12 protein-coding genes and 1 pseudogene are annotated in these 15,426 nt (G+C 36.9%); 7 read left to right on the top strand and 6 right to left on the bottom strand.

All coding sequences use genetic code 11. The annotated features are described in order from the left end of the window. The first annotated feature begins 16 nt into the window (after positions 1 to 16). Both HWV03_RS14585 and HWV03_RS14580 read left to right on the top strand, forming a co-directional pair. Positions 17 to 1,999, top strand: a complete 1,983-nt coding sequence (locus tag HWV03_RS14585) for a DNA sulfur modification protein DndB (RefSeq protein WP_211676566.1) — start codon at positions 17 to 19, stop codon at positions 1,997 to 1,999. Then, positions 1,999 to 3,054, top strand: coding sequence for a hypothetical protein (locus tag HWV03_RS14580; protein WP_211676565.1), 1,056 nt, complete (start codon positions 1,999 to 2,001; stop codon positions 3,052 to 3,054). Before HWV03_RS14585 ends, HWV03_RS14580 begins: the two co-directional genes overlap by 1 nt. Here HWV03_RS14580 and dndE read toward each other — a convergent pair. Genes dndE through dndB form a run of 4 tightly spaced genes read right to left on the bottom strand, consistent with a single transcriptional unit; the run spans position 3,035 to position 8,084 of the window. Further along, positions 3,035 to 3,382: a DNA sulfur modification protein DndE gene (dndE, locus tag HWV03_RS14575; protein WP_211676564.1), complete on the bottom strand. Its 348-nt coding sequence runs from the start codon at positions 3,380 to 3,382 to the stop codon at positions 3,035 to 3,037. The two genes, HWV03_RS14580 and dndE, sit on opposite strands and share 20 nt — an antisense overlap. Then, the gene (dndD, locus tag HWV03_RS14570; RefSeq protein WP_211676563.1) at positions 3,382 to 5,343 is read right to left on the bottom strand and encodes a DNA sulfur modification protein DndD; all 1,962 of its coding nucleotides are present in this window, start codon (positions 5,341 to 5,343) and stop codon (positions 3,382 to 3,384) included. The genes dndE and dndD overlap by 1 nt, the downstream gene beginning before the upstream one ends. Then, on the bottom strand, positions 5,333 to 7,000 hold the full coding sequence (gene dndC, locus HWV03_RS14565) for a DNA phosphorothioation system sulfurtransferase DndC (protein WP_211676562.1): 1,668 nt from the start codon (positions 6,998 to 7,000) through the stop codon (positions 5,333 to 5,335). Before dndC ends, dndD begins: the two co-directional genes overlap by 11 nt. Continuing rightward, the gene (dndB, locus tag HWV03_RS14560) at positions 6,990 to 8,084 is read right to left on the bottom strand and encodes a DNA sulfur modification protein DndB (protein ID WP_211676561.1); all 1,095 of its coding nucleotides are present in this window, start codon (positions 8,082 to 8,084) and stop codon (positions 6,990 to 6,992) included. The genes dndC and dndB overlap by 11 nt, the downstream gene beginning before the upstream one ends. A gap of 138 nt (positions 8,085 to 8,222) precedes the next feature. On the opposite strand from dndB, the gene dndA reads away from it, so the two are divergent. Then, positions 8,223 to 9,347 (top strand): cysteine desulfurase DndA, encoded by a 1,125-nt coding sequence (dndA, locus tag HWV03_RS14555; protein ID WP_211676560.1) that lies wholly within the window; start codon positions 8,223 to 8,225, stop codon positions 9,345 to 9,347. After that, positions 9,347 to 10,126: a restriction endonuclease gene (locus HWV03_RS14550; RefSeq protein ID WP_255546838.1), complete on the top strand. Its 780-nt coding sequence runs from the start codon at positions 9,347 to 9,349 to the stop codon at positions 10,124 to 10,126. The genes dndA and HWV03_RS14550 overlap by 1 nt, the downstream gene beginning before the upstream one ends. Here HWV03_RS14550 and HWV03_RS14545 read toward each other — a convergent pair. Then, positions 10,118 to 12,184 (bottom strand): DNA phosphorothioation-associated putative methyltransferase, encoded by a 2,067-nt coding sequence (locus tag HWV03_RS14545; protein ID WP_255546837.1) that lies wholly within the window; start codon positions 12,182 to 12,184, stop codon positions 10,118 to 10,120. The two genes, HWV03_RS14550 and HWV03_RS14545, sit on opposite strands and share 9 nt — an antisense overlap. Before the next feature lie 213 nt (positions 12,185 to 12,397). On the opposite strand from HWV03_RS14545, the gene HWV03_RS14540 reads away from it, so the two are divergent. The 3 genes and pseudogenes from HWV03_RS14540 to HWV03_RS14530 all read left to right on the top strand — a co-directional run bounded on the left by HWV03_RS14540 (position 12,398) and on the right by HWV03_RS14530 (position 14,590). Next, complete coding sequence (locus HWV03_RS14540) at positions 12,398 to 13,576, top strand: PDDEXK-like family protein (protein ID WP_211676558.1); 1,179 nt, start codon at positions 12,398 to 12,400, stop codon at positions 13,574 to 13,576. A gap of 62 nt (positions 13,577 to 13,638) precedes the next feature. Then, a pseudogene (locus HWV03_RS14535) lies at positions 13,639 to 13,836 on the top strand (SAM-dependent methyltransferase); the annotation flags it as partial. Between the two features lie 253 nt (positions 13,837 to 14,089). Next, complete coding sequence (locus HWV03_RS14530; RefSeq protein ID WP_211676557.1) at positions 14,090 to 14,590, top strand: hypothetical protein; 501 nt, start codon at positions 14,090 to 14,092, stop codon at positions 14,588 to 14,590. A gap of 205 nt (positions 14,591 to 14,795) precedes the next feature. Here the strand turns inward: HWV03_RS14530 and HWV03_RS14525 are convergent, their stop codons facing one another. Then, positions 14,796 to 15,176 carry a DUF2195 family protein gene (locus HWV03_RS14525; RefSeq protein WP_211676556.1) on the bottom strand — a complete coding sequence of 127 codons (381 nt, stop codon included), beginning with the start codon at positions 15,174 to 15,176 and terminating at the stop codon, positions 14,796 to 14,798. Between the last annotated feature and the right edge of the window lie 250 nt (positions 15,177 to 15,426).

Below are 15,426 nucleotides of genomic sequence, written 5' to 3'. Positions count from 1 at the left end.
CAAATAAGAGATACTTATGCCAGATGAAATAGAAATAGAAATAGAAATAGAAATAGAAGATCTTATCGAAGAAGAGAAGCCAAATTTTGGAGTTCCAATTATAGGTAACTTTGGCTCATTTCATACTAAGACTAGTTTTGAAGTAAACTATTTACTTACAAGTATGAATTTTAAGCAGTTAGATGATATTGAAGTGGCATCAGATGCTTTTACGTTCGAACAAGTAAACTTTGATGAAATGATTCAAAGAGAAGTTGATGAGTCCAGAGTCAATAATGAGATAGTTACAGACTATTTAGAAAGTCCATTAAAACAAGCTCTTTTCTTCCCTCCATTAATAGTGTCTATAGTTGCATTTGATGATAATGACGTTCCCCTACATAAATATGAAAACTCACTCGAAAAAATTAATCCTGATGGAAAAATTCCTATTTTCACTAAAAGGTGGGACAGGCACTTTGAAATTGAGTTTCCAATTGTAAAAAATGGTTTTGATTATTATAATTCTTCTGAAAATGGTGAGCTTAAAATATATCCACATGCTGCTAAGCTAAAGCTTGATAAATCTATTGTGAAGCTTGTTATAATTGATGGGCAACATAGGTATAAAGCTATTCAAGAATATTTGCGCAGGCACCCTGATGAAAACAAATTTTTGAATATACCAGTGTGTATATGCTTCTCCCCTCAAGCAATGGAAAAAAATGGACCTGAGGATATCTTGGATACGTTACGGAATATGTTTGTAACGATTAATAATACAGGGAAAAGAGTTAGTGGGCATTACTTAGATTTGTTGAATGATAATAGTCTAGCATCACAAACTGTGCGTTTATTGGCAAATAAATGGAAAAAAGAGAATGATGACCCACTGCAAAGTAAATTACAGTTTCTCGAATGGAATCAAAGAAGTGATTCGAAAGCGCGAAGAGTAAACCGCGCGCACTCGATTACTACAGTTTCGATGTTATGTGAATCCTTAAGAAAGTCTGTTTTCCTTGACAGCAAAGATGTAGACTTTACATATAATCTACTTGGCTTATCTGAATACAAAAATGAATTAAGTACTGACCAGTTATCTGTTTATGATATTTCAGAAAAAGTTTTTTCGCATCAACAAAAAACAATACTTTATGAAATTATTGAAAATAGACTGATTGAACCAATCGAAATATTATTAACATCACCTAGCGTTTATAAGTCCAAAATTGATAGCTATAAATTAGCCATAGATGAAACTAATCAGAAATCTTTAAAAGGCGATAGTGGATATCCGACATTCATTACACTGATGAAAAACTTTGGTGATATAGATGTGAAAAGGCATACTGAAAAAGCTAAGGATGCTAGCGATAAGTTTTATAACTTAATTAAAACAAATGAACATCAAGATAATTATACTCGCCTCGTATTTAATCAAGCTTATTTTCGTTCGTGGGCTTCTATAGCTAGCATTTCGCCATTTATTTGTGATGAACTTGCTAACTTCACTCATGTGTTTGTAAATGCTCTTGAAACTGTAGCATTTGACGAGAGAAGGAAAACATTCTCTAAATCAAGATCTTACAATCAAAATTTGTTGTATAAAGGTGGCAAGCCAAATGTTACTTTGTTTGGTAAAGACTGTTGGCTTGACTTAGTTATGATGAGCTTACTCGGTGAACAAGCCCAGCAAATTTTGAAAAGTTATTTTAATACATTAGCGAATTCAGGGATTATAATTGAAAAGTTCAATGCTGAACTATGTAAAGCAAACCATCGGTTTATGGAACGGTTGTTTGATGAAATACTAAAAGATAATCGGAAAAATTGGCATGTAAAAGAGTATCCATTATCGTTCCGTAATCAATTAAGTGCTTTGAAAGAAGCTGGGGATGAAGAAAGCATAAAAACGTTAGAAACATTACTTAAAGATAAAACATTTGAGATTTATAAAGAGCGTAAGGAATTGTTATCTAATGTTGTTGACGTTGATTATTCACAGTTAGGTTTATTCTAATGACCTTATGGAGTGATGATGACTATGAAAATTACAATTATATTTTAGTACCCCATCATTTAAAATCCGAATTTAGCGAGGCGGTAAAGTGTGGTATGTTCGAAAAACCTCTTAAGGAGGTTTGGTTACTTTCCTCTACAGCTGCAGAGCTTAATGATGTTGAGCTAATTTGCAGACTATTACGTAAAGTTTTTGGTTATTCGAGCGTGGATAACAAAATTGATTTTGTAGAAAAGATAAATACTTATGTTAAGGGAGGTCACTTTAACTTAATACCCGAGGCTCTGAAATCAATAAAAAAGAAGTCACGTATAGAAAGTAAAATACTGGACTCACTCTTCGAATTATTTTACGTAAATAACTTCATAAAAAATACGATTGTAGTTGGCGGGCCTATTGGTGCTACAAATAATTGGTTAGATGATGATTTATTATTTTCACAAACTATTGTGAAAGAAATAGATTTATCATCTTACCAGCACTGTCATATTACGTCTGAAATAATTAAAAATAGTAGAGAGTTAAAGAAATATATTGCAATTTATAAGGAGTTAAATCCTTATAAAAAATTAGCTTTTTTGGCTTCATATTTTTTATATTGTTGTATTTTTTATATGAATAAAAGTGATTATTCTCATGCAATAATATTGTTACATAGAGCTGTAGAAACTATTTTCATTTCTTGGCTGGTGCAGGACCAAGAGTTGCATTTGAGTGTTTTGACTGGCGGAAAATCGAAAGATAAATTTGTATACATATTGGGTTATATGGAACGAGTATTAAAAAATCGTTCTTTAACTGATGATGAACAAGAAGCTGTAAAGAACTTAAATATTTTACGCAATGAGTCAAAATTTGCGCATGGGTATAAAGTCATTTCGAAAGAGAGTTTTGATAGTATATTTTCAATATTAAAATCAGTGATTCTAAGCGATATTTTATGCCAAGAACATTTAGTAAAGTGGGACGCTATCACCCAAGCGCCCACTGATATTTATGACTTATTATATAATTATCTTACGAAAAACAATTATATTATAAAGTATGATTGTTGATGAAATAAGAAATACCTCGATTCAAATGTAACTTAAAGAAATCAGTGAAAGGCACACCGACTAGGTGTGCTTTTTGTTTTTGATAAGCTTCACGCAACAAAGCTAAATAAACTTCTGAATACTCACCAGCAAAGACCTTCCAGCTCATCTCAACATTACTGTTAGAAGGTATATCTTCAAAAGCAGGTACAGTTTCTTCTGCCAGTGACATGCATAATGCCCAACGGCATAATACGTTCCAGTTCTCTATACCTGTTTTTCGTTTTAAGGTACTCAGCTGTTGTTTTTGCTTTTCTGAAAGACGAATTGTTTCGATTGTAAATTCCATTAGAAGTACCCCTCAGTGAACGCTGAGCTCTGTTCTAGTTCGTTATATTGAATATGGTACTCACGGCAGATAGCAGGGTTTAATTGCTCGTAGTACTGTCCATTGATCTCTTCATCCGTTGATAACAAAATTACTTGTTGGCTAGCATTAGGGAAGTAGTTATTAATGAGTTTATTACGATGCTCACCATCTAATCGACCTAATGGTGTATCAATAACCGTTGGGATCTCTTTACCTGATGCTTCTGCTAACCCCCATAAAACAGCGATAGCTAACAATTGGCGTTCACCTGCAGATAAACGGCTTGGTGACATCGTTTGGTTGTTATTATCCTGTAACGTTAATTCAAAGCTAGTAGGGCAAATTAAGATGCCGTTAATTAGTTTTTCTTTACGTGATAGATCATGGAATTTCTTACTGATATGAGATTGTAGATAATCAACATTTTCAGCAACTAATTTTTCAGCAAAACTTTGCATTGTACTTTTAAGCTTACCAATATGCTCCGCGACTTGTCCCGCACGCTTTTGCTCAAAGGTGTCTTTACTTTGTTGTGTCAATAAGTTTGAATAGCGTTGGTTAAGCACATCTAGTCTGGCTGCTGCTTGTTCTAGTAAAACCAGCTTTTGTTTTTTAACTGTTTGCGTATTTTTGAACATTACCTCACATTCAGCAAGCTCATTTAATAAGTGCTGCACTGTTTCATAATCTGGCACGCTTTCCAGTTTCTTATCAAATAACGCTTGTGCTTCTAATAGCAGAGTTCGCTCTTCTGCAAACTGCTTACGCTCAATTGAATCAGTTGCTAACTTTTCATTTAGGCCATTAAATATCGCAACATTTGAATTAATGTAACACTCTGTACTAACGACTTTTTGGCGTTCGTTGGCAAGTTCTAGCATTGTTTCAGCTACTTTACTCAATGCCTGCTTATTAACACCTGCTTCAGTAAGTGATGCTTTTATGGTTTGTTCATACGCACAAATAGCACCCTCGATTACTTTTGCCTGTGTGGCTTGCTGTTCAAGGTTTATCTGTTGTTTAGTTTGGTTTATTAAATTTGAAACTAACGCTAATGGTCCGCAGCCTGCATCTAACTTAACGCGACCTTGTTGATTAGCTCTCAACTTTTGTTCGATAGCGCCAAGCTCAAACTTAATAGAATCACGTTCTTCAATTAAATGCGCACCTGCATTACGTACTTTTTGACGTGATTTATTAATGCTTAAGTTATATTCACTTGCCTGTTTATCAAGGTTTGCTAGATCGGTGCGTAGGTCATGCACAACGATATCTTGATCGCCAATATCTGCTTCACAGCTGATTACTTTTTGCATCACTGAGTCATCGAGATTTGCACTTTTGCGTTTACGCTCGACATTGCCTAAATCGATTTGCAATTGGCTAAGAAGGTCTAACCCTAGTAGGTTTTCTATGCCAGTGCGTATAAGCTCTGAGCTTCTATCTGGATGCGCTAAGTTCTCAATCTTTTCACCATCAAAGAAAAATAAATCTGATAACGAAAGAGGAATGAATTCATTAACGAATTCATCCCAATACTGGCTTAGGTGGCGATCTTCTTCACCGTCACAGAACACTTTAACTTTATCTCGAGTGTCTGATTTACCAGATACGTTCCAATTCCGAATAACTCTAAATTCTTTGGTATTGGTATCCGTTGAATGTCTAAAGGTGATAGATAGCTCAACATGTTCACTTTCTTCAGCATAACGGTTTTTGGTATTAGCTAAATAAGTGCTAAAGGCTTCAGTTCCACGGTTTGAGCATTTAGCATGTTTGCCATAAAGAACGAGCTGTAGCGCATCTAAGAATGTAGTTTTACCACCCCCGTTTAACCCGCCAAATAAAATGATTGGTTTGTCTTTAGTAACACTTAGATCTATTTCATGAAAACCTTTGTAGATACCAAAGTTTTCAATAGTGAGTTGTTTAATAATCATCACTTAACTCCTCTGCATCGATAAGCAATGAGCTATAACCTTCTTCTTTAATCGATTTTGTTACCATTCTAATTTTTTCTTCAATCGCCAGTTTCTCTTCTTCTTCGAGATTTGGGGAGTTAGTTAAATGTATTTGTAAGCGATGACGCTCGCGCTCTAACGCAAATTTCTTTGCTTCAAATAAAGAGTTAAATGCACCTTTATCCAAGCTTTTGTTTAATTCATCTGATAAATTTGCACGGCGTAGTTGATTGCGGTGCTTGTTTGCAATAGACATGACTGAACGCATCTGTTGATAGAGAAGCCCATCTTCATCACCTTGCTCTTTACAATGCTGCTTTAACTTATCAAGCACATCTAAGTTCAAAATAGGGTGGTGTGCACGCTGCTTGCCTGGGTATTCTTTTCTGAATACCTTTTTATAAATTTTAGGTACGCTGTCTTCTGCTTCATGCTTGTCTTCTAACCAAATTCGGCGTATCTCTTCTAAGTCTTCTAACGTTAAAAGCTCTAAGTCTTTGACTTCTTCTGGTCCTAATTCTTGTACCGCAATTTGAGCTTCTAACACTTTGGCTAACATATGCTCACGGAATGATTGGATGTAAGGTCCAGGAACAAGATCTGCGCCATGTTTAGAAATATGAACGGTTAAATTGCCTTTCATTCTTCTAAAATCACGATTACTTTTATCACGTGTTAATTTTTCAATCTTTTTGGTTTTATTTGAATCATTAACTTCAATTTCATTGCGTAATGCAACAAGCGGATACATCCAATCTTTTTCTTCATCATTGGCTATCATGGCATTCATTGATTTATCTTCAGATACCATAGTGCAAACGTAACAACCAAAACGACTATCACCACAACTTTGAGTGCTCTTGTCTACAACAAGGGGACATTCACCGCCTTCTGTAGCGCCTTGATACATGCCCATTAAATCATGATTTGGGAAACCCCAAGGATTTTGAACACTGTTTAGGTATACCCAAACATCGTCATTGCTCCAATTGGCGATTGGGGCGTATACCCAAACGCGTTCAAGTGAGTCATTTTCTGTTAACCCTTGCGCTTTACGCGTGTTTGTCTCCGATTGTTCAAAGCGTTCCATACTTGCTGCACGGGCAGTACTTTCTGCTTTACGTGTACCAAGTACTAGGATTGCTTCACCACTCTTATTAGCCATATTTTGGATAAAAGTATTCGAAGGCGATATTTTCAAACGATCGGTACACCAACGGAATTTGTAACGTGGTGCTGGATAACCTTTACCTATTAAGTTTACCCAAAATCGATCTTTCACTTCAGGGGTTAATCTGTGTGGAGTAATAGGCAAACCTTGGGCATCTGCTTGCTCTTTCATTTTACTCAGCGACTTGCCAACCCATATGGCTACAATTGGATTTTCAACTAAAGTATCAGTACTAATGACATGAACTTTCTTATCTGCTAAACCTTGCTCTTTAAGTTCTTGTAATGCGTACCAAATAATTTGTAAAATCGCAGTTGAATCTTTACCACCACTGTAGCCTATAACCCAAGGAATTTGGTCGCTTTTATAAAGCATTTTGACGTGCTCAATTGACTCTTTAATTGTTTCTTTTAAGCCAATCTTTGTGAAAGCAGAGCTGGTCTGTACAACTGGATCAGAATCCATTTTTTGCCTCTTTTAGTTTTTCTTCTTCTATCAACTCTTTCGTGCTAAGAGGGATATTAAGGTAATGTTTTATTCGAATAGCGGTCAATTTTGCTGCAACAGATGAATTTCTCATTGCACCATTGAAGACACATCGGCCTTCCCAGTCCTTTTTATTGGTGCGTTGCCAATCAATATCTTTTAGCTTTTTAAGTGTTTTTTTCCATGTTCTATCATTTTTCAATAACCAGTTACCAACTATCCCAATAGCTTGGAAAGTGACAGAATATGCGTTGATTGCCTCTTCACGAACTTCACCTGCAGAGACTTCATCTTTATAAACAAGCACCCATGTAGGCATATTGTTAACAACAGACTCCCAGAAATCAGTTGTTTTAGGTAATAGACTTTTATAGTTATTCTCATCTATACGATCAAAAAGCTCTTTTGTTGCTTTATTGAACGCGCTATGACTAATAAGTTTTTTAGAGCGAGCGCCTAAATTACTTTTCTCCATGTGAATAAGTTTGGAGAGTAGTGGACTTTGATAAATAGCTTTTTTTGATAATAAAGCATCCGGCTTATCATCGTAGGTAATACTGAGTGAACTATCTGTTTTTACAGGGTAAAGATTTAGATCTTTAAATATTTTTTGTCTATCAGATAGTGATTTACCTGCAAAAAATACAACGGAGATAGTTTCATTTGCGAGACTAGGGTCTTGTTTTAATGCTTCCGCGATAGCTGCGTTTCGATGTTGACCGTCTGTTATATACAGCTCTGCATCTTCATCTATCACTAAGGTGCCAATTTTTTGTTGATGTGTATCATCACCAATTGGAGTGAACTGGCTATCACCATCAATACAGGCTGTAATTGCTGAAAAAACATAATTATCTCGATTAGAGAGAATGTAGTTGGTGATTTCAGGAATTCTTTCTGTGTTTAAAGTTCGTTGTGCACGAGCTTCAACAGGTAAGGTTCCTTCATCAAAAGTGAATACTTTTCTCAATCTTTTTAGAGAACACATAACAATGTAATATTCATTATCGGCTTGTACGCCACGAATAGCAGGGAAGGAAGATCCCGAAATAATGGTATTCATAATATGATGTTAATCTCCTTTGATTAAACCAACTGTTCTTACGAAATATTTGTTTGTTCGTACGAACAAGTGCGGTAGGATACATAATTATAAGACTGATGTCTTGCTTCTTTTTATTTAAATTTTTAAGGTTATTTAATGACTGTATACCTCGACTGCAATGCTACTACACCGGTAATAAAGGACGTTGCGGACTTAGTCTATAAAATGATGGTAGATGAATATGGCAATGCTGGAAGTCGAACTCATAATTTTGGAGCTGATGCAAAAAAAGCGGTTGAAAAAGCGCGAGGTCAAGTTGCAAATGTCGTTGATGCGGATAAGACTGAAGTTATTTTTACAAGTGGTGCGACTGAAAGTAACAATATTGCGATTCTAGGTTTAGAGCCGTTTGGTCTTGAGCATAATAAGAAGCATATAATTACAACAAAAATTGAGCATAAAGCCGTACTCGAACCAATTCAACATTTAGAAGATAAAGGTTTTGATGTCACTTATTTGAATGTTGGTGAGAGTGGATGTATTGATATTGCAGAGTTAAAGTCCGCACTGCGTGATGAAACAATGCTTGTGTCCATTATGCATGTTAATAATGAAACTGGTTGTATACAGCCATTGGCTGATATCTGTGACGCTTTAAATTGTCACGATGCCTTTTTACATATTGATGCGGCTCAAAGCTTTGGTAAATTCAATGCTGAATTATGCAATCGGCGTATTGATTTTATTAGTGCTAGCGGTCATAAAATTCACGCACCAAAGGGTATTGGCGCTTTAGTTATGCGCAAGCGTGGTTTTTTAAAAGCGCCCTTAACACCAATTATGTTTGGTGGTGGGCAAGAAAGAAAGTTACGTCCAGGTACGCTAGCTGCGCCCTTAATAGCAGGCTTTGGCCTTGCATGTGAGATAGCCTGCAAGCATGCTGAACAATGGCAACAAAATGCCCTGAGCTTAAAAGCATCACTTGTTACAGAACTAGATAAATTGGGGGCGCAATATAATGGTGAAAATGTATCTCCGTTTGTACTTAACTTTTCAATTCCTGAAGTCAATTCTGAAGCCGCAATGGTCGTTTTAAAGGGGGTTGTTGCTGTTTCGAATGGCTCTGCATGTACGTCAAAAAGTTATACTCGTTCACATGTATTAATCGCAATGGGGTTAGATGATAAGCGTATTGATAGTGCCATAAGAATGTCTTGGTGCCACATGACCGATGAGTTACCATTAGTGCAATTAATTAATAAATTTAAGCAGTTAATGTAATGAAAAAACTCACTATTGTTGAAGCAGCATTGGAAGCACTACATTTACTTGGCAGAGCTTCGACTATCAAACAAATTTATGCAAAAATTATGGAACGTCAACTATATAAGTTTGGTGCAAAGGATCCTATTTCAGTGTTGCGAATTCAAGTTGAGCGTCATTGTGAGTCAACGGCTTGGAGCTCTGAAGCGAAAGTAAAATTGTTTTTGAAAAATGATAATAGTGAATTTAGCCCTTTAATATCTAGACAGTCTAAAGTGGAAGATAAAACGGATATCGTTGATAGTTTGTCACTAGTGAAAGAGCTCGCTAACAAGCTAAAAAAAGATACGATAGCTCGCATTGTTGATCATCTTTATGCATTAGATCCTGAAGACTTTGAATATTTCTGTCGCCGCTTTCTTGAACGTTATGGTTTTGAGGATATGCAGGTAACCAAAAAAGGTCGTGACGGTGGTATTGATGTTTTAGGCACATTAGAAGTCGGAATTTCAAAGCTACATGTAGCGGCTCAGTGCAAACGTTATAAGAAATCAAGCAAGATATCTAGACCCGATATATCTCAATTCCGTGGTGATATTACAGGTGAATATCAGCAAGGTATTTTTATAACAACGAGCTCTTTCACACAAGAAGCTCAAGATGTAGCATTTAAGAGAGGTTGCGTTCCTATTGTTTTAATTGACGGACAGACACTCGCTGAAATTATGATTGATAAAGGGATTGGAGTTACAACTAGCCATATCCCCATTTATGATTTCGAACTAGATCTAGTTTAGTTTATGGAATTTATTCCCTTTTAGCCTTACACCTCTATATTCAAATACTTTTTGTAGTAGCTCCCAGTCTGGAAATTCATTTTTAGGTATACCACCTAGCTGTTTCATTAATCGTTTCTCAAAGGCTAGTTGGGGTTTTAGTTGTTCTGAGTTTGGCTGTAGATAAACGGATTTATCATAAAGAGGTTGTAGGGGGAACTCGTCACCATAGGTAAAGAAGTCGATATCTAAATCCAATAAGCGGATCTTGGTGCGTTCGCAGAGTAGTGGCAGGGCTTTATCTGTAAAATCATCATAACGAAGTAGGGTGACTTTACCTGAACGAATATGGGCTTTGAGTAAATCAATATTATCGAGATCACCGTATAGCTGAACGGCGCAACCAATATAAACACGTAGTATCGGGGGCATACTATTCAGTAGCTGTTTATCAAAGATGTAAGAGTGACTTTGGGTTAACTGCCCACAACTGAATTGTGCATAGGCTTGGTCACAAGCAGCAGCAATATTACTGGGTTTACCGACTGAGAATAGTAGCTCTTTGGCTGTATCGACACAGTTGGCATATGAATCAAAAAGCACTTTAATATCACGTTGCAATCTTGCCGGTATATGCGCTTTGGCTTTACGTTTTTCAAATAGACTTAACGCAAAGTAAACTAATACGTCTTTACGCCTTTGTTGCTGGGCAAGCTCGAATTCGGTTTGTTCTACGCAGTCCTGTAGTAGTTCAAATGCCTTTCTATGACTGCCGATGATAGCTCTTATATTATCACTTAGCTCAAACTCATCATTGGCAGGAAGACGGCCTAGGAATAAACATTGCTGCCAAAAGTCATTGAATAGATCCATATGCTTTTCGTATAAGGATTTCTTAACAGCTTGGCTTTGTGGTTTAGCTATTGGTCGTGTGGTTTGTTGTTGCCATGTACGCTTCTGGTATTGTCGGTTGAGGTAAAACTCTTCTTCTAAGTCTTTATCTTTAAATACAGCAAATATGCCTTGTCCCATCGCTACTGCATTAGTCTTTAATACTTGTTCTATGTAAGAGCGTATCTCTGCTTGTGCATAGTATTTTTGGAAGGTATTACGTTGAGTTATCACCCCGTCTTTGTAACGTTTGAATTGGTTTATCCTGGCATCACCACAGATCATGACTGATACCATCAAGATACGGTCGGCATGTTGCCATGCTTTAACCAGAGTTTGCTGACGTTCACTTTGATCTTCAATGACGTTTAATACAAAACCAAGGTTAACGATGTCACTGGCTGTTAGTTTGCCTTCTGGCTTGTGTACTGGATCCCAGCTATTAATATCGAGCCCATGCGCTTCTAATTCACGAGCATCATCGCCCTTGCCGCAACCATAATCAAATACGCTGTAATTGCCATTTAAATAATCATGCTGCGCTAATTTCTGAAACGGAGCCGACAGCTTGTCTCTGTTAATTGCTGTTCGGTGGCGTTGAATGGTAATTCCTGTATCTGTTTCATTCGCTTTAGTGTGATTATCTATGCTCTCGATATCAGTTAACTGTACTAAAGGCTGTAGCCGTCCACTTTCATCGAGTTGATAACCTTTACGTTTAATTAATCGATGCCACTGTTGCTTAAAACCAATGGTTTTGGTGTTTTCATACAGTCCAATACTTTCACCTTCTGCCGTTACTGCTTGGTATATTTCTATATCGGGATGGTGTTCTAAAACAAAGGTTTCCTTGCGGTGCAGTATCGGTGGGTTTTCAGACTTGGTGTAGCTGGCCGTTCGATAAGTCAATTCTGTTAAGTCGATAGTCGTGCTCTGTACGAGTGCAGGATACGCATAATCATCAAAATCAGGATAGTGAAGCAGGGTAACTTTGAAATCACGCTTATAGAGCTTAAGTAGATTCCAATCGACCGTGAGCTTGAGCGTTGATATGACCTGACGAATAAACTGCAACAGTATATCGGGTAGCACTTCGTCTATTGCTGAGGCGTGTAGATAAATTGCAGTGGGTAGCTTTTTACCCTGTTTAACAGACTTTATTAGCTCTCGGTATTGGACAAAATCCATTTCAAAAATCCCCATAGTTAAAGCAAGTACATAACAGCTTAGTCGCAGTTAGTCTGGCATAGTTATTGTTTAATCAGAAGTGTGAATTCAATCATTGGTTTAGCCCTAATGCATTGATTTTATGTAGCTAAAAGGTGGTAAGCTACAGCGCATAGTTTTCATTTAAGTTATTACGTTCTTGGATAACCAGAATATAATTTATTAGGAGTTATATTGTATAACGAACAATTTTTTAAATATGTACAGCTGTTACATGATAAGCATGAACAAAAATCAGAGTTCAATTTGTTCTCAGTGCTGCGCTCTGACTCTGATGAAGTGCGACTGCACTCTCGTTTTCTTGGTGAAATACTAAACCCATTAGGATCTCATAATCATGGGGACAAGTTTTTACGTTTGTTTTTAAAGCAGCTTAAAATAGAAATGGGTGAACCAGCGCAAGCTAAGGTTAGGATTGAATATCGTAATATTGATATTTTAATCTGTTGTGGTAATCAAGCCATCATTATTGAGAATAAGATTTACGCTAGCGACCAAGATAAACAGCTAACTCGTTATTATGAAATAATGAAATCGGAAGGTTATGACAATATAGACCTTATTTACTTAACGCTTGATGGACGCTCGCCATCCGATCAAAGTATTGATGGAATTGAGACGGATTTTATAAGCTCTGATAAGTATCGCTGCTGTAGTTATAAAGACGATATACATGATTGGTTAACCAGCTGTCTAGCATTGGCAATAAGAGAACCTGCATTAAGAGAAAGCTTCCTCCAATATATTAACCTTATTGATAAATTAACAAATCGGATTCAAAGCGACGAGTATATGGACAACCTTAAGAATTTACTTAAATCAGATAACAATTTGGTTAATTTTCTCGATTTACAACAAGCTTTCGAAGAAACTAAAGCCGAAGCTCAGCTAGATATGTGGGATAAAATTAATGTAGCGCTAAGTCCTGTTCTAGGCGAGCCAAATGCAAATTCGATAACTAAGTGTGAAGATAAAGAAGCATTTATTCGTAGCTATATTCAAGGAAAAAAAGGGTATAAATATCACGGTTTATATTACCCAATCGATGGCCAGGATATTTTATTGTATGTTGAAATTGATCATCGGCTTTATTTTGGTATTCGTCGTAGTGAAGATGGAAATACACAAAGACATGAAACATACCGTGTAATATGTAGAAAGGTTGGAGATTATTTATTTGACGATGAGTTATGGTCCAGCTGGGAGTACGCTAAACCACAGCTTAATTTTAGAAACCCAACAAAGCAAACACTTGAGTATTTATCGTCTGAAACTAAGCGACAACAATTTGCAGACTCGATTGCAAAAGGTGTATTGGAATTGGCTGATGCGGTAAAGCATACGAATAAATAGCTACCACAATAGCTATTTTAGGACTGCGGTCCCCAAGTATTATGTCTGTATTCAGCGTCATTCAATCTGATAGTTTACCCACCGCTAGAAAACTCAAAGACGCTAAGCCACGTATTACAGACTGGTGGCAACAAGCTTGGACAAATGATAATACGCAGTCGACTCGCTTCTTTGCCGAAGCGAATATTGCTTTACCGGGATTAACGATGAACAACACGTCTACTGATGATCTTTTTGAAGCGCTGGAGATGGTTAGAGGATTCGGACTCGCTGTACCGCCTCGAAGTATCAATCCACCGTCATTAACAAGTAATCATATTGCTGGCAAAGCAATCGATATGACAATCACGTGGACGGGAACAATTAATGTCAAAAAGAAAGATGGTAATGAAGAAGCATTAACTTTTTCTACAAATGCGAATACCAATATTGCATTGCATAAAGTCGGTGAATCTTTTGGTGTCAAAAAATTAAAAACTGATGCACCTCACTGGTCTTTTAATGGAAGGTAACATGAGAAAACAGTCATATTACGCATTACTTGCTGGCACTATCATGTTAACCGCGTGTGCTGAACCAACTCACATTCAGCCTGCGCAAGTCGTTGCTGATTTTGAAAATAACGTTGGCTGGTTGCATGGCAGTTGTTTGGCGATTAAAAATGATTCTATTGTTAATAACACGAAGTTAACGTTGGTGCCGCTGGACAATTCAGAGAACGTGATTACCGCTCGTATCGCTAGACCAGCCGAAACGGGTAAGGATTGTTTAGCATTACTAGAGGATCGCGCATCTGTTAATTTAACTAACGGTTATTCATTTTATGCCATTAATACAGATACTGATATCGATCTTGCAATAGGCGTAATCGATATGGATGTAAAGCTGTATGGTTTTGATTATTGCAGTACAACAGAAGGCCTAGTTTTTAAGCTGACAAATGCAGGCCAATCACAAGCGTTATGGCGCGGATATTACTATCTTGGTTACGATACAGAAACTACGTGTGAATAGTCAGAGTCATTCAATGTTTTTCTGGTAGCGCTTATTAAGCGGGCAATGCTGACACTGAGGTACTTTAGTGCAGTAGCGTTTAGCGTGTTCAACCAGCAAAGCATGATATTGCTGATAGGTGTTGATGTTTTGTGGCCTTTTGGGCAGGTGTCCATAATGCTGTTGCAGTTGAGGGAGGGGTTAGTACTCCCTTTGAATTCACATGCTAGTTAGGTAATGCACACGCTAGTGTGATATTTAAATCGTAATCACCAACGATTTTTTGGCTACTTGCTATGGGAATATTGAAGCTATCTTCGGTATTAAGAATAAATTGCCCTGCGATGATTTGAGTTTCCAAATCATCTGTAACTATAGCCGTTGAATAAGATAAAATTTTAGAATTACAAGCACACTCCGAAATGTTCTTCTTTACCTGATACTTAGCTTCGAGTATTGGGACTTCATTTGTAATCGAAATGGTTTGCTGCTGCAGCTGAAAGCAACTACTCAGCTTGTTATTAATATCAATATTGAGCTGTGGGGAAGCTTGGGCGCAACCAGTGAGAATTAGGCTGATGTATAAACTACGTTTTAGTACCGCCATTTGTGGCTATTCCTTTGACATATTTAACTTTTAAAATAATCGTGTTTTTTCTAGTAGCAGTATGATGATTCCGTAATTGAAGAAAAATTTTCGTCTCAACTTCAATACAACCATGGCTGTAGCCCTTAGTCGAGTCATGTAAGTAAAAACCACCTCTCATGATAGGTTTGCATTTATTCTTTGTATCTAAGTCTGCAGGTTCCATCCTTGCTCTATTTTTCCCCCTGTTTGCCCAATATTGTTCATTTTG

The sequence above is a fragment of the Moritella sp. 36 genome (genome assembly GCF_018219415.1).
Classification (GTDB): Bacteria; Pseudomonadota; Gammaproteobacteria; order Enterobacterales; family Moritellaceae; genus Moritella.
Note: the sequence above shows the minus strand (reverse complement) of the source record. Positions and strands in the feature narration are given on the sequence as shown.

Excerpts from the sequence above, each read along its gene's own strand:
- dndC (WP_211676562.1), bottom strand. The coding sequence starts at position 7,000 with ATGGATTCTGATCCAGTTGTACAGACCAGCTCTGCTTTCACAAAGATT.
- HWV03_RS14545 (WP_255546837.1), bottom strand. The coding sequence starts at position 12,184 with ATGGATTTTGTCCAATACCGAGAGCTAATAAAGTCTGTTAAACAGGGT.
- dndE (WP_211676564.1), bottom strand. The coding sequence starts at position 3,382 with ATGGAATTTACAATCGAAACAATTCGTCTTTCAGAAAAGCAAAAACAA.
- HWV03_RS14585 (WP_211676566.1), top strand. The coding sequence starts at position 17 with ATGCCAGATGAAATAGAAATAGAAATAGAAATAGAAATAGAAGATCTT.
- dndA (WP_211676560.1), top strand. The coding sequence starts at position 8,223 with ATGACTGTATACCTCGACTGCAATGCTACTACACCGGTAATAAAGGAC.
- HWV03_RS14580 (WP_211676565.1), top strand. The coding sequence starts at position 1,999 with ATGACCTTATGGAGTGATGATGACTATGAAAATTACAATTATATTTTA.
- dndD (WP_211676563.1), bottom strand. The coding sequence starts at position 5,343 with ATGATTATTAAACAACTCACTATTGAAAACTTTGGTATCTACAAAGGT.
- HWV03_RS14530 (WP_211676557.1), top strand. The coding sequence starts at position 14,090 with ATGAGAAAACAGTCATATTACGCATTACTTGCTGGCACTATCATGTTA.
- HWV03_RS14550 (WP_255546838.1), top strand. The coding sequence starts at position 9,347 with ATGAAAAAACTCACTATTGTTGAAGCAGCATTGGAAGCACTACATTTA.
- dndB (WP_211676561.1), bottom strand. The coding sequence starts at position 8,084 with ATGAATACCATTATTTCGGGATCTTCCTTCCCTGCTATTCGTGGCGTA.
- HWV03_RS14525 (WP_211676556.1), bottom strand. The coding sequence starts at position 15,176 with ATGGCGGTACTAAAACGTAGTTTATACATCAGCCTAATTCTCACTGGT.